We start from the raw sequence: 22097 nt of genomic DNA, 5'->3' as shown, positions 1-22097 counted from the left end.
TTCTTCAATTGAAGAAAGAATATTTTTTTTATACAAAAAAACACAGCCTCCTCTAGAGGATGTGTTGATGTCTGTTAGATGAAAAACTCGTAGGCTATGATGGCGATAAAAATACCCGTTAGAGCCCCAAAAAATACTTCACTTCGTTTATGGCCTAACAATGTTTTTAATTCCTCCATTTTTTCTTGTCCGTCCATCTGTGGCCATTTTTTTAAATCATGAAGCAATGTTTGGAAATCCTTACGCAGTTGATTTAAAATGGCTGCATGCTGACCTGCTTGGTAACGAACACCACTAGCATCATACATCACGATAATGGAAAACATTGCGGCTACCGCAAAAATGGGGGATTCCAAACCCGTCTCATAGGCAATTGAGGTTGCCAATCCAGTGACAGAAGCAGAGTGAGAACTAGGCATTCCACCTGTTGAGGTAAAAAGTCCCCATTTTACTTGTCTGGTCATTAAAAAATGAATGGGGATTTTAACAAACTGTGCAAAGAGAACCGCAAAGAGGGCAATTAGTAATGGGGTATTGTGGAGTAAACTCAATTTCATCACAACCTTCGCAAATAATTGCTTTTATTATAACATTCATTATTTTCTAAAAGAAGATATAGGCAAATATTACGCGCTTTTCAGAAACTTCGTTATAATAGTATATGGAATGGAGGAATTTACATGCATATTGTAAAAGAAGCAAAAACATTTGAAGCGATTTCTACTGAACTATTAGTGGTAGGAGTCACAAAACATCGTGAACAAATGCAGGACTGGGCAAGCTTTTCATCTTTTTACGGTGAAGCCCTTGATACATGGATTAGTGCAGGAGACGTCTCAACTGAATTAAAGAAACTAACGAAATTACCATTTGTGAAAGACCATGCTAACCTGAAACGTATTGTATTTGTAGGTTTAGATGAGCGTAAAAACCTCACAGAAGGTGATATTCGCACAGCATTTGGTTTAGTGGGAAAAGAATTAAGATCTTTAAAAGTAAAAGAGTATTCCATCTGGCTTGAATCATTTACAACAGAGTCAATTTCAACAGCAGATGTAGCATTTTTAGCGGGTGAAGGAATTGGCCTTGGCTATTATGCTGTCCCACATTATAAAACAACTTCAAACGAAGTAAATAAACGTATTGATGCTGTTCACCTTGTGACTACAGCAGAGGATTTAGATGAAGTGGTAGCAAGCTTTGAGGTAGGTGTGATTTATGCAGATGCTGTCAATGAAGCTCGTAGCTTAATTAATTTACCTCCAAACCTACTAACAGCTACGGATTTAGCTAACTATGCACAATCTCTTGCTGTGGAATACGATTTTGAAGTAGAGATATTAGATAAAGCACAATTAGAGGAACTAGGTATGGGTGGTATATTATGTGTTAACCAAGGCTCTTATGAAGAACCACGATTAATTACCTTAAAATATAAAGCGACTGAAGATTTTGAAGATCCAATTGGCCTTGTTGGTAAGGGTGTAACGTATGATACAGGCGGCTATTCTTTAAAACCAAAGGACTCTATGGTTGGTATGAAAGGTGATATGGGCGGTGCCGCTGCTGTACTTGGTGCGATGAAAATTATCGGTGAATTACGTCCAAATAAAAATGTTGTAGCCGTTATCGGTTCTACAGATAATATGGTGTCTGATACAGCGTTTAAACCAGATGATGTGATTACGACGTACAGCGGAAAAACGGTAGAAGTATTAAATACGGATGCAGAAGGGCGTTTAGTTCTGGCAGATGCAACTACATATGCTAAACAGCAAGGGGCTACATCACTGATCGATGTTGCTACTTTAACTGGAGGCGTTATTACTGCACTAGGTATGGATAAAACAGGTGCTCTTGCAAATGATGATGCATTTTTTGAAGCATTTATGGAAGCTGCAAAAGAGACCGATGAATTTGTTTGGCGTATGCCTTTAACAGAAAATGATAAAAAACGAATTCGAAAATCAGATGTAGCTGATTTAAATAATTCACCTGGTCGTGATGGTCATATGATTTTCGGCGGCGGTTTTGTGGGCGAATTTGTTGGTGATACACCATGGATTCACCTGGATATAGCAGGCACATCTGATGCAGTAGCTGTACATGATTTAGGACCTAAGGGTGGTACTGGTGTTATGGTCCGTACACTCGCGAATTTTGTCCAACGTTTAGGGGAAGAAAAATAATAAAGCGTGTCAATCAGCGGGAGTTTATTCTCGCTGATTTTTTGTGATTTATGCACTAATCTCGATAGAATAGGCATTCTACATATGATAGATGTATCTTCCTTCATACGATAGAGTAAAAAGGGGAGGTAGCATATGCGCAATTTCGGAGGTTATCCAGGCGGAGGATTTGGAGGCTTTATTTGGCCATTTGGCGCACCGTTTTTTGGTGGTTTTTTAGGCAGTTTCCTTGGCTCTCAATTTAATCAATATCCTTACAATCCATATTATCCAAACTATCGACCATATCCACCAGGTCCATATTTTCGACCAGGTCCGCGATATCGTAGACCATGGTAAGCACATAATTAGATCAGCCAGTTGTCGATCTTGATATCGACAACTGGTTTTTATTGTGCCTAACGAAGTATCAAAATTAGTGTTGACAGAATATACTAAATTATTTATTATTCTTATTATATTACTAAGAATTAAATATGTGGCTGACTAGCAAACTAGAGGCTTTTATTATTCATAGGCATTTTTGTGTCTAAGGATAATATTAGCCTTTTTTCTTTATCTTAATTTAGTAAAGGTTTTTGTACCGAAAGCAAAGTGTCAGGTTTAGAAAATCGAGGACCCTTATTAGTAAGTTTAATCAATCTGAAATGCCATGACAACGAGGCGTAATTGACAGAAGGAGTGAGATGAAATGGGGAAAGTTTATATTGTCGGTGCAGGTCCTGGAGATGTTGACCTCCTTACAATAAAAGGATTACGTTGCATTGAATGTGCAGATGTCATTTTATATGACAGACTCATTAATAAAGAGCTATTAGCCTATGCCAAGAAAGAAGCTAAATTAATCTTTTGCGGGAAGTTGCCTCAGCAACATGCCATGATCCAGGAGCAAATTAACCAAACGCTTGTTGATTATGCCCAACAAGGATATGTTGTCACAAGATTAAAAGGAGGAGACCCATTTGTTTTTGGTAGAGGGGCAGAGGAGGCAGGTGTGCTAGCAAAGCATCAAATTCCCTTTGAAATTGTGCCTGGTATTACGTCAGGTATAGCAGCTCCAGCATATGCAGGTATTCCTGTCACACATCGTGATTTAGGCTCAAGCTTTGCTATGGTTACTGGGCATATGCAGGACGGAAAAGAAGATGCTATTCGTTGGGAAAGTCTTGCAAAAGGGATTGATACGATTGCTATTTATATGGGTGTTGGTAATCTGCCGTATATCCGTCAACAATTACTCAAATATGGCCGTGATGAACAAACGCCTGTGGCTGTTATTCACTGGGGAACAGTTTCTACTAAGCAAAGAACTGTTACGGGTACATTAGCTACAATTGAGGAAATCGTGTGTGTGGAAAAGATTCAAAACCCTAGCATCATATTAGTAGGGAAGGTTGTGACCTTAAGAGAAACCATTCATTGGTTTGAACAAAACCCAGCACAGCCAATCCAAATAACGGGATAAGGTTGTGGGATTATGCAGGCTATTTTATATATTGCACATGGCAGTCGTGTCAAGGAAGGTGTAGAGCAGGCCGTAAACTTTCTTCAAGGCGTACAACAAGAAGTGACAGTAACTATACAGGAAATATGCTTTCTAGAGCTGGCAACACCAACCATTGCAGAAGGCATTGCTAGCTGTATTCGGAAAGGGGCAACAGCGATTGCCGTAATGCCTATTCTCCTACTAGCTGCTCAACACGCAAAGCATGATATTCCGAAAGAAATGGCAAAAGCTCAAAAACTATACCCATATGTAAAGTTTACATATGGTGAGCCTCTTGGCATTCATGAACGATTAATTGACACATTACAAGCTAGGATAATAGAAAAACAGCAACCTAACAGCAATGCGAGTGTTTTACTCATAGGACGTGGGAGTAGTGATCCAGCCGTCAAGAGGGATTTAGCCAAAATTGCCAAAAGGCTACGTACTAAATATCACTATAAAGCCGTTGATACATGCTTCTTATACGGAATGGGACCAACCTTTGAAGACTGGTTACTGCAAGTTAAAGGGAAGCAACAGCAAGTTTTTATTGTCCCTTATTTATTATTTACAGGCATTTTAAGACAAAGTATTGCCAAGCGATTACAAGGCTTTGACAGTCAAAACATTATGTTATGTGAAAGCTTAGGCTATGACGACAATGTGAAAAAAGTATTAGTGGAACGTATTGATGAATTACTACATTTTAAAGAGGAAGGTGTTTCGTAATGGTAGATAAAAGAACTGAAAATGTAAATCTAGCATTAGATAATGTCCGCCAAATGTTAAATACTGTGAACCACGGATCAATTACATTGATTGTTCAAAATTCCTATGTGGTTCAGATTGAGAAAAAGGAAAAAATAAGGCTTCGATAAATTAAAAAATATGAAATGAAGATGATTCGTGAGGTGGCAAAGATTGAAATTACAAGTAATAAACAGTCCATTTAATGAAGAGCAGGTGAAGTTATTAAACGAGCTTCTCCCTAAATTAACAATTGAACAAAAATTTTGGCTAAACGGTTACCTAAGTGCTCCCCAAGCAACTCTTGAAGCAATTGTTGAACAGGCACCACCAGCAGCCCAGCCGATTACCAAAACAATAACAATTTTATATGGTTCCCAAACAGGCAATAGTCAAGGATTAGCTGAAAAGTATGCAGCAGCTTTAAAAGAGCAGCAGATAGATGTAACTGTCTCATCATTAGGGAAATTTAAAGCTAGTAATTTAAAAAAGATCACCAATCTATTACTTATTGTGAGTACACATGGAGAGGGAGATCCACCAGATCAAGCGATACAATTCTATGAATTTTTGCATAGCAAGCGGGCGCCTAGATTAGAACACCTACAATATTCGGTTCTTGCTTTAGGGGATAGCTCCTATGAATTTTTTTGTAAGACAGGTAAGGACTTTGATGAGCGATTTGCGCAATTAGGTGCAACAAGAATTGTTCCTCGTATAGATTGCGATGTAGATTATGATGACGCAGCTGCACAGTGGTTCTCCGCGGTTCAACAGGAATTTCTTCAGCATACAACTTCAGCAACGTCTACTTCAGCACACACCGAAGGGGCGCAAGTACTTGAAGAATCTACATATTCAAGAAAAAATCCATTTTACGCTGAAGTACTTGAAAATATAAATCTAAATGGTCGTGGCTCCAATAAAGAGACGCGTCATCTTGAATTATCGATTGAGGGAGCTAATTTTCTTTTTGAACCTGGCGATAGCATTGGCATTCTGCCAGAGAATGATGAACAATTAGTCAATGCATTGCTGACAGCACTTCAATTTGATTCGGAGACAGAAGTGACTGTTTTTGATGAAACAATAACAATAAAAGAAGCACTACAGAAAAAATTAGAAATTACGGTGTTATCTAAACCGTTACTCGAAAAAATTGCTGCTTATACAGAGCATAAAGAATTTTCTAAGCTATTTGAAGAACCAAAAGGCTGGAAGGACTATGCAAAAGGAAGAGACTTGCTCGACCTAGTAGAGGAATTTACACCATTTACTTGGAGTGCACAGCAATTTGTAGAGTTACTGCGTAAAATTCCAGCTCGACTTTATTCTATTGCTAGTAGCCAAAAGGCCAATAGCGAAGAGGTTCATTTAACGATTGGCAAGGTAAGCTATGAAACAGCAGGTAGACAACGCCTTGGTGTTTGCTCTGGAAGTGTGGCAGAACGAATACAAATAGGTGATACATTACCAATCTATGTTCATAAAAATCCGAATTTCAGATTGCCAGAGAATAATGAAACGCCAATTATTATGATTGGTGCAGGCACAGGTGTTGCACCATATCGAGCTTTTCTAGAGGAGCGAGAAGAGTTAGGGATTGTGGGGAAAGCATGGCTCATCTTTGGTGATCAGCATTTTGTTACGGATTTCCTCTATCAAACGGATTGGCAACGTTGGCTAGCTGCTGGCACATTAAGTCACATGCATGTAGCCTTTTCACGTGATACAGACCAAAAAATCTATGTTCAACATAAATTGCAAGAAAATGCCGCAAGTTTTTATGAGTGGCTGGAGCAGGGGGCTGTCATTTATGTATGTGGTGACGAAAAATCAATGGCATCTGATGTGGATGCAACCATTCATCAAATTATTGAGCAGCAAGGACAGAAAACACCAGAGGAAGCAAAAGCCTATGTGAATGAATTAAAACAGCAAAAACGCTACCAACGTGACGTTTATTAATGGAGTTCAACACAAATTTCTCGAAAACCTTCCCTTATTAATGAGTTGATCTCTTTGTTAGCAAGTAAACCCTCAGGTATGCCCAATACGCTGAGGTGTAATGGATTAAAGGAGCGATAAAGAATGACTGAAAAAATAGTGTTACCTCCACAGCCCGGGAAACCAAGTGATGTAGAGCGTATTAAAACCGAAAGTAATTACCTACGTGGAACACTCGAACGTACCATGAATAATCCATTAAGCTCTGGTATCCCAGAGGACGATAATCGCCTTATGAAATTTCATGGCAGTTACTTACAGGACGATCGAGATCTTCGGAATGAACGTCAGAAACAAAAGCTGGAACCGGCCTATCAATTTATGGTACGTGTACGAACACCAGGTGGAGCGGCTACCCCAGCGCAATGGCTTGTGATGGATGAAATGGCTAGAAAGTATGGCAATGGCTCTTTAAAATTAACAACACGCCAAGCATTTCAAGTACATGGCATTTTAAAATGGAATGTTAAAAAATATATGCAGGAAATCAATGAGGTGTTATTGGATTCTCTTGCTGCATGTGGAGATGTGAACCGTAATGTGATGTGTAATGTCAATCCAAACCAGTCTGCATTACATGAAGAGGTTTATAATTGGTCTGCAAAACTAAGTGAGCATTTACTGCCGAGAACACGCGCTTATCATGAATTATGGTTAGATGGAGAAAAGGTAGTAGATAGTCAGGATGTAGAAATTGAACCGATTTATGGAGCTCAATATTTGCCGCGTAAATTTAAAATTGGTATTGCGATTCCACCAAGTAATGATGTAGATGTTTTTTCACAAGATATCGGACTGATTGCCATCGTTGAAGACAATCAGCTTGTTGGTTTTAACGTAGCGGTTGGTGGAGGCATGGGCATGACACATGGTGATCATGAAACCTATCCACAGCTTGCTCGTGAAATTGGCTTTATAACGCCAGATAAATTATTAGAAACAGCAGAAAAAATAATAACGATACAGCGTGATTATGGGAATCGCTCTGTCCGTAAAAATGCACGATTTAAATACACGATTGATGCGAGAGGACTTGAATGGTTCCAAGAAGAATTAACGCGTCGTCTAGGCTGGGAAATTCAGCAGGCTCGTCCTTATACTTTTGAGCGTACAGGTGATGAATTTGGCTGGATTAAAGGTGCAGATGGTCATTGGCATTATACGTTATTTATTCAAAATGGCCGTATAAAAGACTTTGAGGATTATCAGTTGTTAACTGGCTTACGTGAAATAGCTAAGGTGCACACGGGTGATTTTCGTTTAACACCGAACCAAAACCTAATGATTAGCAATGTAACACCCCAGAAAAAGAAACAAATAAATACGCTTATTAAACAATACAAGCTAACAGACGGTGCGCATTATTCTGCCTTACGCCGCAATTCCATTGCCTGTGTCTCATTACCGACATGTGGCTTAGCCATGGCAGAAGCAGAACGCTATTTACCTTCTCTTATAACAAAAATTGATGCCATTATTGATGAGGCTGGCTTAAATGAAACAGAAATTGTTATTCGCATGTCTGGTTGTCCAAATGGCTGTTCACGTGCAGCAATGGGTGAAATCGGCTTTATTGGCAAAGGGCCAGGTAAATACAATATGTACCTTGGTGCAAGTTTTACAGGCAATCGCTTAAATAAAATCTATCGTGAAAATATTGGTGAGGAGGAAATTTTAGCAGAGCTACGACCAATTCTTCTACATTTTTCAAAGGAACGTTTAGAGGGCGAACATTTTGGAGACTTTGTCATTCGTGCTGGGTATGTCACAGCTGTCTATGATGGAAGAGAATTTCATTAAAAATAAAAACCATGTAGCAAAGAAAAATTTGCTACATGGTTTTTTATATAGAATAATCCTCAGGAATAAATACCTTTAATTGTTTCGGCTTTACAAATACCTGATCGCCCACCTTCAGTTGAAGAAGATGAAATTGTTCTTTTGATAACTCCGCTTCTAAAAATTCATCAAGATCCTCACGGCGTAGTTCAATTTGAACGATAGGTCCTAGTAAATGAATGTGGCTGATTTTAACAGGAACTGTACCTGAAATACTTGTTTTCTCAATCTGAATATCATGTGGACGTACATAGCCTATCGCATTGTCCTCTGAATGTGTTAGGGCATCAGGTACATCAAGTGCAACTTCACCCTGCATGAGCTTACCATTATGTAAGCGACCTTTAAATAGATTAACATTGCCCAAGAAGTCATAGACAAACGGACTTTTGGGGTTTGTATAGACCTCATCTGGACTACCAATTTGCTCGATTTTGCCATTATTCATGACCACAATGCGATCTGCAACATCGAGAGCTTCCTCTTGGTCATGTGTCACAAAAATACTTGTAATATGAAATTCATCATGTAACTTTCGAAGCCAGCGACGTAACTCCTTGCGTACTTTTGCATCGAGAGCTCCAAATGGTTCATCTAGTAACAGTACCTTTGGCTCTACAGCAAGCGCTCTTGCCAGTGCGACACGTTGTCGTTGCCCACCTGAGAGCTGTGTTGGATATCGATCTGAGAAATTTTCAAGCTTCACAAGTTGCAATAATTCCATCACTTTATCTTTGATTTGTTGTTTTGAAGGTCTGCTTTTTCGAGGACGTACCTTCAGGCCATAAGCAACATTGTCAAAGACCGTCATATGGCGAAAAAGCGCATAATGTTGAAAGACAAAGCCCACATTGCGTTCCTTTGGATGACGATCTGTGATGGATTGACCATCAAATAAAATATTGCCGACATCCGTTGTTTCAAGCCCAGCAATCACACGTAATAATGAGGTTTTTCCTGATCCAGAAGGGCCAAGTAGTGCTACTAGCTCCCCAGACTGAATATGTACGGATATATCCTCTAGTGCCTGAAAGGACCCATATTTTTTGGATACGTTTTGAATTTGTATACTCATTGAGACCATCTCCTTTTAACTAGATTTTGATTTCCAAGCAATAATGTCTTTCACAATTAATGTAAAGATGGCCATTACGCTCATTAAGGAAGCAACTGCAAAGGCTGCTGCAAATTGATATTCATTATAGAGAATTTCAATATGAAGGGGCATCGTATTTGTCATGCCACGAATATGACCAGATACCACAGACACAGCCCCGAATTCTCCGATGGCTCGTGCATTACATAAAATCAAACCATAGAATAGTCCCCATTTAATATTGGGTAATGTGACATACCAAAAGGTTTTAAAGCCACTTGCCCCCAATGAAATGGACGCTTCTTCCTCAGATATACCTTGGGTTTGCATCAGCGGTATTAATTCACGTGCAACAAAGGGCAATGTGACGAAAATTGTGGCAAGGACAATGCCAGGTAGTGCAAAAACAATTTTAATATCATGTGCAAACAACCATTCACCAAATAGTCCCTGTGAGCCAAACAATAAAATAAACACTAAACCTGCGATAACAGGTGAAACTGCAAAAGGTAAATCTACCATAGTAAGTAATAGATTTTTCCCCTTAAAATTAAACTTTGTAAGTGCCCAGGCAGCCATTACGCCAAAGATCGCATTGAGGGGTACAGTAATGGCTACGACGATTAATGTAAGCTTAATAGCAGCTAATGCATCTGGATGTGTAATCGCAGTAAAGTAAACATCGGATCCTTTTTGAAAGGCTGTAATAAAAATAGATACTAAAGGTAGTACGATAAAGAAAGCTAAAAAAGCTAAGGCAATAAATATTAACGTATAGCGAATAATACGAGGCTCCTGTAAGGCAGCAGTCTGTGTAGCTGCTTTCCTTTTTCCTGTACTAGCCTGCTGAATAAAAGTTGATTGTTCCATATAGTACCTCCTAATGTACAAACCGACGATTGGCTAGCCATTGTATCAAGTTAATGGTGAACAACAAAATAAAGGATGTCACAAGCATGACAACAGCTATGGCAGTTGCCCCCGCATAATCATATTGCTCAAGCTTTGTCATAATAATTAACGGCGTAATTTCCGTTTTCATCGGCATATTTCCTGCAATAAAAACAACCGAGCCATATTCACCTAAAGCGCGCGCAAAGGCCAAGGAAAAGCCAGTTAAAATTGCTGGTACTAGCTCTGGTAAGATGACTTTACGGAAGGTTTGTAAACGATTGGCTCCAAGGCTTGCCGAAGCTTCCTCCACCTCAGCACTGATATTTTGTAAAACGGGCTGGACCGTTCGTACAACAAAGGGTAGCCCGATAAAGGTTAAAGCAATAATGATGCCAAGAGGTGTAAAGGCAATTTTAAAATCAAAAAATTGACCAATCCAACCATTTGGCGCATAAAGAGATGTTAAAGCAATTCCAGCGACAGCAGTAGGCAATGCAAAAGGTAAGTCTACAAGCCCATCAATGATTCGTTTAAAGGGAAATTGATAGCGAACGAGAACCCATGCAATAGTCGTACCGAAAAAAACATTTAGTAAGCCTGCAATCAGTGCAGTGCTGAAGCTCACTTTGTAGGAAGCAACAGCACGGGGATCTGTAATGATATCTATAAATGCTGACCAGCTTAAGGACATGGTATGAATGAAAATCATGGAAAGTGGTAGTAACACTAGTAAACTTACGTAAAGCATTGTATAACCAAGAGATAAATGAAAGCCTGGAATAATTCGACGCGATTTTTTAGGAATGATTAAACTGCTCATCAAAACGCTCCTTATTGTGGTACGTATATTTCATCAAAGGTACCACCATCTTTAAAATGGGTTGCTTGTGCTTGTGACCAACCACCAAAATCATCGATGGAAACAAGTTCAAGCTGAGGGAATTGATCTTTATATTTTGCTAGAATCGTTTCACTACGTGGTCGATAATAATTTTTCGCCGCAATTTCTTGCCCTGTATCACTATATAAATGCTGTAAGTAAGCTTCAGCGACTTCACGTGTCCCTTTTTTATCTACGATTTTGTCTACAACTGCAACTGGTGGCTCTGCTAAAATACTTAAAGAAGGCGTGATGATTTCAAATTCATCCTTACCTAATTCATTGAGAGAGAGGTATGCTTCATTTTCCCACGCAATTAAGACATCTCCAATTTTACGTTCTACGAATGTTGTTGTAGCTCCACGAGCGCCAGAATCAAGTACTTCTACATTACTGTAAAGTGATTTCATAAATTCCTTTATTTTTGTCTCATCATTGTTATATAACTTTCCGGCATAAGCCCAAGCAGCTAAGTAGTTCCACCGTGCACCTCCAGATGTTTTGGGATTAGGCGTTATGACAGATACATCATCTTGAATCAAATCATCCCAATCTTGTATGTTTTTTGGATTGCCCTTGCGAACTAAAAAAACAATTGTAGATGTATAGGGAGTCGAATTAAGATCAAATTCGGTTTGCCAATCTTTATTCAGCAGCTCACGAGTTTGAGCAATTTCATCAATATCGTAAGCGAGTGCGAGTGTCACAACGTCGGCTTCAAGACCATCAATAACTGCACGCCCCTGTTTGCCAGATCCACCATGTGATTGATTGATTGTGACGTCTTGGCCAGTATCAGCCTTCCATTTTTTTATAAAATCTTTGTTGAACTCATCGTAAAGCTCCCGTGTTGGATCATAGGAAACATTTAGTAGCTCTACAGACTTCTTGTCTTCCTGATCGCTTGCTTTTTCATCTGAGTTAGCACTTCCACAGCCAGTTAAACTAAGCGTTAGAATAGTTAATAATGCCAAGGATTGTAGAACATAGCTCTTTTTTTTCATAGTTAATCCGCCCCTTTTCTGTCTTAAGAATGCAAAAAGCCATCACCCACAATGACATGACAACATTGGGTAGATGGCCTTCAGATCCTCTGATCAGCGTTTTTTTAGGTCAAAGCTTTAGTAATACATTAAACATATATTTCCTATTAGTCAACAAGGAATTATAAAAAAGATTATTTATTTTGAAAATTAATATAAGTGTCCTTAGATACCACTCATCATATGCAGCAAAGAGCAAAAAAAATGGGTGTATGGAAAAGATATTTAAAAAACCTAGTTGACTGCTTGGTGTACTTTAGTATATATTTGGTAATAAGAAGAATGATTGTAGTACGAGGTAACAACTACTAGTGAACAATCATTAAATATAGAGCTGGCTAGTCAAACTAGAGGCGTTTTAACAAAGACCTGTTTTTCCTATGTCTTTTGTTAGAACGCCTTTTTGCTATGAGGGGGATTCGATGTTAACTTACGAAAATTGGCAAGAACCGATCATTGATTTTCAGGTTGATGATATGTATAAGGCTGCACTAGAGGTTTTACAGTGGAGCTATCAAGAATATGGAGATGAAATCGTCTATGCATGTAGCTTTGGTATTGAGGGCATTGTCTTAATTGATCTCATTTCAAAGGTAAAGCCTAACGCTACGATTGTATTTTTAGATACAGATGTACACTTTAAAGAAACATATGAAACCATTCATAAAGTCAAAGAAAAATATCCACAACTCAACATTGTCATGAAAAAGCCAGCCCTTACACTTGAGCAACAAGCTACACAACATGGTGACGAACTATGGAAAACCAACCCAAATAAGTGCTGTGATATTCGTAAGATAAAACCTTTACACGAAGCCTTATCAGGTAAAAAGGCTTGGATATCAGGCTTACGTCGTGAGCAATCACCAACACGTCAACAAACAAACTTTTTAAATCGTGACGATAAATTTAAATCGATTAAAGTTTGTCCATTGATTCATTGGACTTGGAAGGATGTCTGGCGCTATGTTTCGAAGCACAGTCTGCCATATAATCCGTTACACGATCAAGGCTATCCAAGCATCGGCTGTGAGCATTGTACGAAACCAGCATTTACAATGGAGGATTTACGTTCAGGTAGATGGCAAGGTTCTGGTAAAACCGAGTGCGGGTTACATGAATAAAGGAGTTCTGCCATGCTTGAATATTTTGCAATAGCTATTAGTTTATTTTTTGCGATGAACATAGGAGCAAGCGGTGCAGCAGCCTCAATGGGTGTTGCTTATGGGGCAGGTGCCATCAAAAAAGCGTGGCAAGCATTGCTTTTATGCGCGATAGGCGTCTACAGTGGAGCTGTATTAGGCGGAGGAGAGGTAGTTAAAACGATAAGCTCAGGCATTATGCCCCAGGAATATATTACGGTAAAGGTTGTCATCATTATCTTGATTTCTGCGACAAGCTCGTTATTTTTCGCCAATCTTTTAGGCATTCCCTTATCAACGAGTGAAGTAACAGTGGGTGCTGTCGTGGGTGTAGGAATTGCCTATAAAGTACTATTCGTCAATTCGCTGCTTGTCATTATATCATTTTGGGTGATTGTACCGCTTGTTGCCTTTGTCATTGCTCTTGTATGTGGAAAGTTATTATATAAGTTACAAAACACAGGGTTGCTGAAAGATCGGCCAATTTTAACTGTTCTTCTCGTTTTAGCAGGATTTTTCGAAGCATTTTCAGCGGGGATGAATAATGTTGCCAATGCAGTTGGACCCTTGGTGGGAGCAGGAATGATGGATGTGACAACGGGCATTGTGCTTGGCGGTGCATTTGTCGCAATAGGTGCTCTGCTACTTGGTAAACGAGTGCTTGAAACAAACGGTAAAAAAATAGTGCGCTTTCAAAAGGCAGAGGGCATTCTCATTTCAAGTACAGGTGCACTGCTTGTTGGCGTAAGCTCAATTTTTGGGCTTCCAGTACCCTTAACACAAGTCACTTCTTCATCCATCATTGGGATGGGGATGGCGAAAAACGGAAAGCAAATCTTCCATAAGCATATTGTGAAAAAAATTATACGTATTTGGGTTGTATCACCCATCTTTTCATTAGTCATTTCTTATTTTTTAGTGCAGTTATTTTTAGAAAAAGACCTTTATGCCATTATTTTAAATGGCAGCATTATTGTTGGGACGCTAGGGGTCATTAGTCTGATGCGTACGATGCGTGAAGAAGAGCAGTCTATCTATGATGCAGGGGAAGGCATTTAAATTGAATCATATCATCACTATCTTTTGACTACAAAACTTAGTATTTAACTAGAATTAGGAGGAGATTTTTATGAGTCTACAACCACATGGTGGACTACTTGTGCAAGCATTTAATCCGGAAAAAAAAATCACAACTATTCATAAGGAAATTGAGTTGGATGCAATTTCGTTGAGTGATTTAGAGCTAATTGCTATAGGGGGGTATAGCCCAATTGAAGGTTTTTTAACACAAGTAGACTATGAGTCAGTCGTGGCACAAAGTCGTTTAGCATCAGGTGTAGTATGGAGTATTCCGATTACCTTACCTGTTACAAAAGAGAAAGCGTCCATTTTACAGCCTGGTGACGAGGTGAAGCTGGTTTATGGTGATGAAGTATATGGCGTTATTGAAGTAGCAGATATTTATGAGCCGAATAAACGAAAAGAGGCTTTACTTGTCTATGGAACAGAGGATTTAGCACATCCGGGCGTTCAAAAGCTTTTTGATCGTCCTGCCATTTATGTTGGAGGGAAAATTACGTTAATTAAACGTCTTACACAAAAGTTCCCTGCTTATTCATTTGATCCAATAGAAACGCGACAATTATTTGCTGACAAGGGATGGAAAACTATTGTTGGCTTCCAAACACGTAATCCAGTCCATAGGGCGCATGAATATATTCAAAAGGCAGCACTTGAAACGATTGATGGGTTATTTCTAAATCCACTTGTGGGTGAAACAAAGTCAGATGATGTGTCAGCTGCTATACGTATGGAGAGCTATGAGGTTTTATTAAAAAACTATTATCCTGAAAGTCGTGTACAATTAGGTATTTTTCCAGCCGCTATGCGGTATGCAGGACCAAAGGAAGCTATTTTCCATGCACTTGTTAGAAAAAATTATGGCTGTACTCATTTTATTGTTGGTCGTGATCATGCAGGTGTTGGTGATTATTATGGCACATATGATGCACAAAAGATTTTTGAACAGTTTACTGAAGATGAATTGGGAATTGTCCCACTGAAATTTGAGCATAGCTTTTATTGCCAGCAATGTGAAGGCATGGCGACGACAAAGACGTGTCCACATGATAGCTCTGCCCATGTCATTCTATCAGGAACGAAGGTACGTGAGATGCTACGAAATGGAGAAGTACCACCAAGTACATTCAGTCGTAAAGAAGTCGTAGACATTTTAATTAAAGGCATGAGTAAGGAGGTAGTGAAATGAGTTCAAACATTGTTTGGCATGAAGCCTCCATTACAAAAGAAGAACGCCGTTCAAAAAATAAACATCAAAGCTTTATTTTATGGTTTACGGGTTTATCTGCTTCAGGGAAATCATCAGTGGCCAATGCATTTGCCCGACGATTATTTGAAAGGAGCAATCAAGCCTTCGTATTAGATGGTGATAATGTGCGTCATGGCTTAAATAGTGACTTAGGATTCGATGAGGCAGGGCGCAAAGAAAATATTCGTCGAATAGGTGAAGTCTCAAAGTTATTTATAGAGAGCGGTCAAATTGTGCTAACGGCTTTTATTTCACCTTATCGAGAAGATCGTCAGGTAGTCCGTGAACTTGTAGAGGATGGTGAATTTTTAGAGGTCTTTGTAAAGTGTTCAGTAGAAACATGTGAAAAAAGAGATCCTAAAGGTTTGTATAAAAAAGCAAGGAATGCTGAAATTGCTAATTTTACAGGGATTAGCGCTCCATATGAAGAACCGATTAACCCAGAAGTTATTTTGGATACAGAACAGCATTCCATTGAAGAATGTGTGGAGCAACTGACAAATATTTTAACTGCCAAGGGATATATTTAACTAAAAAAATCTGCTCGATTTAGTAATCGGGCAGATTTTTACGTTTATTTTACACCTTGTTCCTTTTTCATTCTGTCAATTTCAGGACCTAGTTCATCACGTACGGTACCTTTCCAAGGCTTAACACCAGCAATATAGGAAGAACGTGTCATAATGTGTCCGCCAACAGGACCAGTAATAAAGAGGAAGAGTATCCCCAATAAAATACGAGGGTTGAAATGATCTTCAATGAGCCAAAAGTGAAAGAATACACCAATTAGTACACACATGACGCCAAGTGTTGCACTTTTTGACGCGGCATGTGCACGTGTATACAAATCAGGTAAGCGGACAAGTCCAATAGCTGTCACGACAATAAAGAGTACTCCAACAGTAATGAAAAAGATAACTAAACTATTAGCGAGAATTGTCACGTTTGATGATATCTCCTTTCTCTATGAATTTAGAGAAAGCCATCGTACCGATAAACGATAAAATTGCTAGCAATAAAATGATTTCAAGAAAGAAGCTTGTTTCCACTAAAATCGAAAATAGTCCGATTAGGGAAATGAGTGAAACACCAAGTGAATCCAAAGCTACAACACGATCGGATGCGGAAGGACCTTTTACCATTCGATAAATGACCGCTATCATAGATAAGCAAATCACTACGATTACAGCAATAATAAATGTTGTCATGATTTACTCACCTCCAAAATCGCTTTTTCAAATGAATCTCGAATGGAAGCAATGGCTTCATCCACATCGTTAATATCAATTGCATGTACATACAATGTTTTCGCATCATCCGAAACATGCACTACAACTGTTCCTGGTGTTAAAGTAATAAGACTTGATAATAACGTAATTTCCCAGTCTTGTGTTAAAACAGTTGGATAAGCAAAAAAGGCTGGTTGCATGTCCAGTTTAGGCTTCAACACTACTTTTAACACTTGAACATTTGCTAAAATTAATTCTTTAAAGAACAACAACGTTAATTTTAGCAGGGCCCATAATCGATAGACATAAAGACGGGACTTGAAAAACCTCCGCATGAGAATAAGTAAAAGTATCCCCATCATGAATCCTATGATAAAACCAGTTGCTGTGTAATTAGAGGAAAGGAACATCCAGACAAAGGCAAGTACAAAATTTAAAATCATTTGAAATGCCATAGTGCTAATCCTCCTTCATCACAGCATCTATATAGATAGATGGATCATTTAATAGTTTTGCAGCATCATCCATAAATGGCGTAATCCATTCAGAACCCACACCATATGCGACCGTAATAAGTACTAACAAGGCAGTAGGCATAAACAGCATTTTATAGGTAGATTTGTCGACGGTACCTTGTGTTTCTTTTTCCTCACCCCAAAAGACATAGAGGAAAATACGAATCACGGATAGTAGAACAAGCAGTGAAGATGCTAAAATGAAAATACTGCTCCACATACTTCCAGCCTCAAAGCCTCCCTGAACAATTAACAGCTTTCCAACAAACCCGCTAAGTGGTGGAATTCCAGCTAAGCCGAAAGCTGCTATTAAATAACACCAACCCAGTGCAGGGTATTTTTTCATAAGTCCACCCATTTTACGCAAGTCAGATGTACCAGTAATGTAGATGACAATGCCGATTAACATAAAGAGTGCTGCCTTAATCAGCATATCGTGAATTAAATAAAAGATCGCTCCTTTTAAAGAGGCCTCATTCATTTGAGAGACACCAAATAAAATGACACCTACTGCAATGACAATGTTATAGATAATAATGAGCTTTACATCAAAATAAGCGAGTGCTCCAATACAACCAGCCACAATTGTTGCAATAGCTAATGCCATTAGTAAATCATGCGTATAGGATAAATCATGTACAAAAAATAGTGTGTAGGTACGTGTAATGGCATAGACCCCAACCTTTGTTAGCAGAGCGCCAAATAGAGTTAAGACAGGGATCGGGGCTGCTGCATACGAAGTAGGAAGCCAAAAGTATAATGGGAAAATAGCTGCTTTTAGTCCAAATACCATTAAAAATAGTACGGCAATAACAGTAATAATCCCTGGTTGATTAATTTCAGCAATTTTTACCGCAATATCAGCCATATTTAATGTCCCTACTACAGAATATAAATAGGCCACGGTTATAACAAATAATGCCGAAGAAATAACATTAATTAAAATATATTTAATTGACCCTTTCAGTTGCCCCTTCTCACCACCTAAAACGATGAGTAAATAGGAAGCCATTAACAATACTTCAAAGAACACAAATAAGTTAAAAATATCACCTGTTGTAAAGGCACCATTGACCCCAGTTAAAATAAACATAATACCAGGGTAATAAAAGAAGCGTTCGCGTTCCTTCGTGATAGAACCGAAGCCATACCAAACAACAAATAGTGCAATAAGCAATGTCGTTGTAACGAGCAATGCAGACACCATATCAGATACCATTGTAATACCGTAAGGAACAGGCCAATTTCCAAATGTGACCTTTTGAATACCATCTTCTTTCACTGTTAAAAGCAGTGAGAGGGCAGAGAGGAGGGCTAGTCCAATCCCAAGTAATGAAAATGATCGCTGATAAGTTAGATTTTTTTGTCCAAACATTAAAATCATACCGAAGAAAAACGGGATGATAATGGGTAATAGTAGGAAGTTATTCATCCTCATCACTTCCTCTCATTAAGCTAATATCATCCGTGTTAAGCTCTTGATAGGAACGGTAGGCAAGTACAAGGAAGAATGCTGTCACCCCAAAGCTTATAACAATTGCAGTTAAAATAAGTGCTTGGGGTAAGGGATCAGCAAATGCTTTGGCTCCTTCGCTTAAGACAGGTGGAGCTTCACCACCAAGACCACCCATTGTTAAGATGAGTAGATGAGCACCATGACTTAACAGACCTGTTCCAATAATAATGCGCAATAAACTTTTTGATAAGATTAAATAGACCGCTGCCATAAAAAGAAAGCCGATCACAAAGGCCATAATTATTTCCATTATTCATCCTCCCCAATCGTTTGAATAATGGTCATCGTAACGCCGACAACAACCAAATAGACCCCGCTATCAAAAAGCATAGCCGTGTGTAATGACTGTTTGCCTAGAAGCGGTAAATCGAAATAATCAAAGAAATGTGTGAAAAACGGTTTGCCCACAAACATTGGGTATGCCGCAGTAGCAAGGGCTAATAGTAAGCCAATGGCTGTTAAATATGTGTAATTAATAGGTAGAATATGGCGGACTGTGTTGATATCATAGGCTAACACTAAAAGAACAAGTGCACTTGATGTTAACAGACCTCCAACAAAGCCTCCACCAGGTGTATAGTGACCAGCTAAAAAAATATGAATGGAGAAGAAGAAAATAATGAAAAATACAATTTTAGCTGTAAATTGTATTATCACATCATTTGTTTTCATGAGTGTTCTCCTTTCTATTCATACGTAACTTAATCATAGCTAAGATGGCCATGCCAGCTATGCCGAGTACTGTAATTTCAAACAATGTATCGAAACCACGATAGTCTACTAAAATTACGTTTACAATATTTCCGCCACCAGCTAATGAATAGACGGTTTCTTCGTAGTACTTAGCAATAGAGGGAATTAGTTTTTGGGAATGAGCTGATAGCGCAACAAGTGTTACCATCACACCAACTGCAATGGAAATAATGGCACGATTTAACTGGAACCTCATTCGCTCCTCGCGTTTACCAAGCTTAGGTAAATGGTAAAATGCTAATAAAAATAGTGCTACTGAAATCGTTTCTATAACGAGCTGTGTCAGCGCTAAATCAGGTGCGTTAAAAATGACAAAGAATAAGGCTACTGTATAGCCTACAGTACCAAGCCCAATAATGGCTGTTAAACGTGATTTGGCCAAGATGGTGATGGCAGTACCAATTAATAAAACTACGATCAAGATAATTTCATACAAATTAATTGGTGAGGCTCCTTGGAATGAAATACTAAATGCATCTTTCACGAATAGAGAGCCGATAACAATAATAGTTATTCCGCTAAACATATAGAGTAAATAGTGACGCATAGAACCTGTCATATAGCGTCGGGAAATACGATTTAAGCCAACATCTAATCCCTGCATGATTTTGTCATAGGCATTGTTTAATGTTAACGCTTGCGGGAATCGTTGATACATCCCTTGCCATTTTGGTAAGGCAACAAATAACAATACCCCAACTATTATAATTCCAATGGTCATCAGTAACTCTGGGGTGATGCCATGCCAAGCAGATACATGAATATCAACAGCTTGAGGTGAATCATACAAAAATGGCTGTATTGCTTGAACGGCTGGTTTTACAAAGGTATTACCGATAAAGTTTGGAATAAAGAAGATTGTCACAACTAAAGTTGCTAAAAGAATAGGAGAAATTAGCATACCAATCGGCGCCTCATGTGGTTTATGAGGTAACTGCTCTGGTTTGTAATTCCCATTAAATGTTCGGAAAACAAAATAGAAACTATAGATAAATGTAAAAATACTAGCAATCCACGCAACAATAGGGAAGAGTGCTCCCCATGTTTCAAAGCCGAAGAATTCAAACTTTTGAAGTGCAAGCATGGCTGTTAAAAACATTTCTTTACTTAAGAACCCATTAAATGGTGGAAGACCAGCCATTGATAAACTTCCTATTGCAGCCACAGTAAAACTAATTGGCATAATACTCATTAAACCACCGAGTTTACGAATATCTCGAGTTCCAGTTTCATGATCCACAATGCCTGCAATCATGAAGAGACTGCCTTTAAATGTTGCATGATTAATAAGGTGGAAAATGGCAGCAAATGCAGCAAATTTTATGGTATCGATTGAGCCATTTGCATGAAAAGCAACAGCACTTGCCCCGAGTAGTGACATAATAAGTCCAAGCTGACTGACTGTAGAGAATGCTAGAATACCTTTTAAATCAGTTTGCTTCACTGCAAAGAAGGAACCCCAGAATAAAGTTAAGATACCTACACCTGTTACAAGCCACACCCAAAGTTCAGAGGCTGCAAATATCGGCGTAAATCGTGCAACTAAATAGATACCTGCTTTGACCATTGTAGCTGAGTGAAGGTATGCACTTACTGGTGTTGGCGCCTCCATGGCATCTGGTAACCAAATGTAGAATGGGAATTGCGCGGATTTTGTAAATGCTCCCAAGAGTAATAGGACAAGTGACCAAGTGAATAAAGGTTGGTCTACTAAATTTGGTGCCATGACTATCAATTCTCGAATCGAGTAGGTGCCTCCCATTAAATAAAGAAGAACGAAGCCACCTAACATCATTAAACCGCCGCCAACTGTAATCATCATAGACTTTAATGCACCGAAGCGTGAGGCATCCCGATTATACCAATAGCCGATGAGTAAAAATGATGATATGGATGTTAGCTCCCAGAAGAAATAGAGAGTAATTAAATGATCTGACTGTACTACTCCCAGCATGGCTGACATAAATAACAGTAAGTAAACATAAAAGTTATGTAATTTTTCTTTATGTTTATCTAAGTAAAAAATGGAGTAAAGCACAACTAACGAGCCAATTCCAGTAATGAGTAATGAGAATAATAAGCTAAGTCCATCTAAATATGAGATGATGGAAATATCAAGCGATGGAATCCAAGGTAGCTCTGCAGTAAATACTTCACCTTTAGCAACTTGAGCAATATATGTTGTATAAATAATAGCAAGCGTAACAGGTACAGCAAGAACAAACCAACCTGTGTGAATATTATTCATGCGTTTATATAATAATGGCACTAATATTGCAACAAGCATTGGAATAAAAATATAAAGTACTTGTAACAAAAAAACCCTCCTTTATGCAGGTAAGTAAATCAATTATAACGTACTTTAATTGGGAATGCATATGTACTATTGGGATTTAGCTTGCGGTCGTTGGAGAATTTTCGTTATATTA

General features: G+C 38.6%; 23 protein-coding genes. 11 read left to right on the top strand and 12 right to left on the bottom strand.

Annotated features, from left to right (window positions below):
• Positions 1–74: 74 nt before the first annotated feature.
• Entirely contained in the window at positions 75–557 is a 483-nt protein-coding gene (locus BFM98_RS19210; RefSeq protein WP_048394429.1) for a divergent PAP2 family protein, read from the bottom strand.
• A gap of 123 nt (positions 558–680) precedes the next feature.
• Between BFM98_RS19210 and BFM98_RS19205 the strand changes: the two genes are divergently transcribed.
• The 7 genes from BFM98_RS19205 (at position 681) to cysI (ending at position 8232) form a co-directional block, all read left to right on the top strand.
• Positions 681–2189, top strand: coding sequence for a leucyl aminopeptidase (locus BFM98_RS19205; protein ID WP_066038187.1), 1509 nt, complete (start codon positions 681–683; stop codon positions 2187–2189).
• 135 nt (positions 2190–2324) lie between these two features.
• The gene (locus BFM98_RS19200; RefSeq protein WP_016991509.1) at positions 2325–2528 is read left to right on the top strand and encodes a hypothetical protein; all 204 of its coding nucleotides are present in this window, start codon (positions 2325–2327) and stop codon (positions 2526–2528) included.
• A gap of 352 nt (positions 2529–2880) precedes the next feature.
• Positions 2881–3654 carry a uroporphyrinogen-III C-methyltransferase gene (cobA, locus tag BFM98_RS19195; protein WP_066038186.1) on the top strand — a complete coding sequence of 258 codons (774 nt, stop codon included), beginning with the start codon at positions 2881–2883 and terminating at the stop codon, positions 3652–3654.
• Positions 3655–3666: 12 nt separating this feature from the next.
• Positions 3667–4407 (top strand): sirohydrochlorin chelatase, encoded by a 741-nt coding sequence (locus BFM98_RS19190; protein WP_066038185.1) that lies wholly within the window; start codon positions 3667–3669, stop codon positions 4405–4407.
• Positions 4407–4556, top strand: a complete 150-nt coding sequence (locus tag BFM98_RS23530) for a YezD family protein (protein WP_004228347.1) — start codon at positions 4407–4409, stop codon at positions 4554–4556. Before BFM98_RS19190 ends, BFM98_RS23530 begins: the two co-directional genes overlap by 1 nt.
• A 43-nt stretch (positions 4557–4599) precedes the next feature.
• On the top strand, positions 4600–6393 hold the full coding sequence (locus BFM98_RS19185) for an assimilatory sulfite reductase (NADPH) flavoprotein subunit (RefSeq protein ID WP_066038184.1): 1794 nt from the start codon (positions 4600–4602) through the stop codon (positions 6391–6393).
• Positions 6394–6516: 123 nt separating this feature from the next.
• On the top strand, positions 6517–8232 hold the full coding sequence (gene cysI / locus BFM98_RS19180; RefSeq protein ID WP_066038183.1) for an assimilatory sulfite reductase (NADPH) hemoprotein subunit: 1716 nt from the start codon (positions 6517–6519) through the stop codon (positions 8230–8232).
• A gap of 43 nt (positions 8233–8275) precedes the next feature.
• Here cysI and BFM98_RS19175 read toward each other — a convergent pair whose 3' ends face one another.
• Genes BFM98_RS19175 through BFM98_RS19160 form a run of 4 tightly spaced genes read right to left on the bottom strand, consistent with a single transcriptional unit; the run spans position 8276 to position 12145 of the window.
• The gene (locus tag BFM98_RS19175) at positions 8276–9346 is read right to left on the bottom strand and encodes a sulfate/molybdate ABC transporter ATP-binding protein (protein ID WP_066038182.1); all 1071 of its coding nucleotides are present in this window, start codon (positions 9344–9346) and stop codon (positions 8276–8278) included.
• A 15-nt stretch (positions 9347–9361) separates the two neighbouring features.
• Positions 9362–10237: a sulfate ABC transporter permease subunit CysW gene (gene cysW / locus BFM98_RS19170; RefSeq protein ID WP_066038181.1), complete on the bottom strand. Its 876-nt coding sequence runs from the start codon at positions 10235–10237 to the stop codon at positions 9362–9364.
• A 10-nt stretch (positions 10238–10247) separates the two neighbouring features.
• Positions 10248–11081, bottom strand: coding sequence for a sulfate ABC transporter permease subunit CysT (gene cysT, locus BFM98_RS19165; protein ID WP_048394444.1), 834 nt, complete (start codon positions 11079–11081; stop codon positions 10248–10250).
• Positions 11082–11092: 11 nt separating this feature from the next.
• Positions 11093–12145: a sulfate ABC transporter substrate-binding protein gene (locus BFM98_RS19160; RefSeq protein ID WP_066038180.1), complete on the bottom strand. Its 1053-nt coding sequence runs from the start codon at positions 12143–12145 to the stop codon at positions 11093–11095.
• 461 nt (positions 12146–12606) lie between these two features.
• On the opposite strand from BFM98_RS19160, the gene BFM98_RS19155 reads away from it, so the two are divergent.
• The 4 genes from BFM98_RS19155 to cysC all read left to right on the top strand — a co-directional run bounded on the left by BFM98_RS19155 (position 12607) and on the right by cysC (position 16185).
• Entirely contained in the window at positions 12607–13308 is a 702-nt protein-coding gene (locus BFM98_RS19155) for a phosphoadenylyl-sulfate reductase (protein WP_066038179.1), read from the top strand.
• Positions 13309–13320: 12 nt separating this feature from the next.
• Entirely contained in the window at positions 13321–14385 is a 1065-nt protein-coding gene (locus BFM98_RS19150; protein WP_048394449.1) for a sulfate permease, read from the top strand.
• A 70-nt stretch (positions 14386–14455) separates the two neighbouring features.
• Complete coding sequence (gene sat, locus BFM98_RS19145; RefSeq protein ID WP_048394451.1) at positions 14456–15595, top strand: sulfate adenylyltransferase; 1140 nt, start codon at positions 14456–14458, stop codon at positions 15593–15595.
• Positions 15592–16185: an adenylyl-sulfate kinase gene (cysC, locus tag BFM98_RS19140; protein ID WP_048394453.1), complete on the top strand. Its 594-nt coding sequence runs from the start codon at positions 15592–15594 to the stop codon at positions 16183–16185. The genes sat and cysC overlap by 4 nt, the downstream gene beginning before the upstream one ends.
• Positions 16186–16229: 44 nt before the next feature.
• Here the strand turns inward: cysC and mnhG are convergent, their stop codons facing one another.
• Genes mnhG through BFM98_RS19105 form a run of 7 tightly spaced genes read right to left on the bottom strand, consistent with a single transcriptional unit; the run spans position 16230 to position 21985 of the window.
• Positions 16230–16598 carry a monovalent cation/H(+) antiporter subunit G gene (gene mnhG / locus BFM98_RS19135; RefSeq protein ID WP_004228373.1) on the bottom strand — a complete coding sequence of 123 codons (369 nt, stop codon included), beginning with the start codon at positions 16596–16598 and terminating at the stop codon, positions 16230–16232.
• Positions 16582–16863 carry a Na(+)/H(+) antiporter subunit F1 gene (locus BFM98_RS19130; protein ID WP_004228375.1) on the bottom strand — a complete coding sequence of 94 codons (282 nt, stop codon included), beginning with the start codon at positions 16861–16863 and terminating at the stop codon, positions 16582–16584. Before BFM98_RS19130 ends, mnhG begins: the two co-directional genes overlap by 17 nt.
• Complete coding sequence (locus tag BFM98_RS19125) at positions 16860–17339, bottom strand: Na+/H+ antiporter subunit E (RefSeq protein ID WP_048394455.1); 480 nt, start codon at positions 17337–17339, stop codon at positions 16860–16862. The genes BFM98_RS19130 and BFM98_RS19125 overlap by 4 nt, the downstream gene beginning before the upstream one ends.
• A 4-nt stretch (positions 17340–17343) precedes the next feature.
• Positions 17344–18831 (bottom strand): Na+/H+ antiporter subunit D, encoded by a 1488-nt coding sequence (locus tag BFM98_RS19120; protein ID WP_066038178.1) that lies wholly within the window; start codon positions 18829–18831, stop codon positions 17344–17346.
• Positions 18824–19165, bottom strand: a complete 342-nt coding sequence (locus BFM98_RS19115; RefSeq protein ID WP_066038177.1) for a Na(+)/H(+) antiporter subunit C — start codon at positions 19163–19165, stop codon at positions 18824–18826. Before BFM98_RS19115 ends, BFM98_RS19120 begins: the two co-directional genes overlap by 8 nt.
• Positions 19165–19587, bottom strand: coding sequence for a Na(+)/H(+) antiporter subunit B (locus BFM98_RS19110; protein ID WP_004228380.1), 423 nt, complete (start codon positions 19585–19587; stop codon positions 19165–19167). Before BFM98_RS19110 ends, BFM98_RS19115 begins: the two co-directional genes overlap by 1 nt.
• Positions 19574–21985 (bottom strand): Na+/H+ antiporter subunit A, encoded by a 2412-nt coding sequence (locus tag BFM98_RS19105; RefSeq protein WP_083225415.1) that lies wholly within the window; start codon positions 21983–21985, stop codon positions 19574–19576. The genes BFM98_RS19110 and BFM98_RS19105 overlap by 14 nt, the downstream gene beginning before the upstream one ends.
• Positions 21986–22097 lie beyond the last annotated feature (112 nt).

It is taken from the genome of Lysinibacillus sp. AR18-8, assembly GCF_001705465.1.
Classification (GTDB): domain Bacteria; phylum Bacillota; class Bacilli; order Bacillales_A; family Planococcaceae; genus Lysinibacillus; species Lysinibacillus capsici.
The sequence above is the reverse complement of the archived record's forward strand: the minus strand, read 5'-3'. Positions and strand labels throughout refer to the sequence as shown.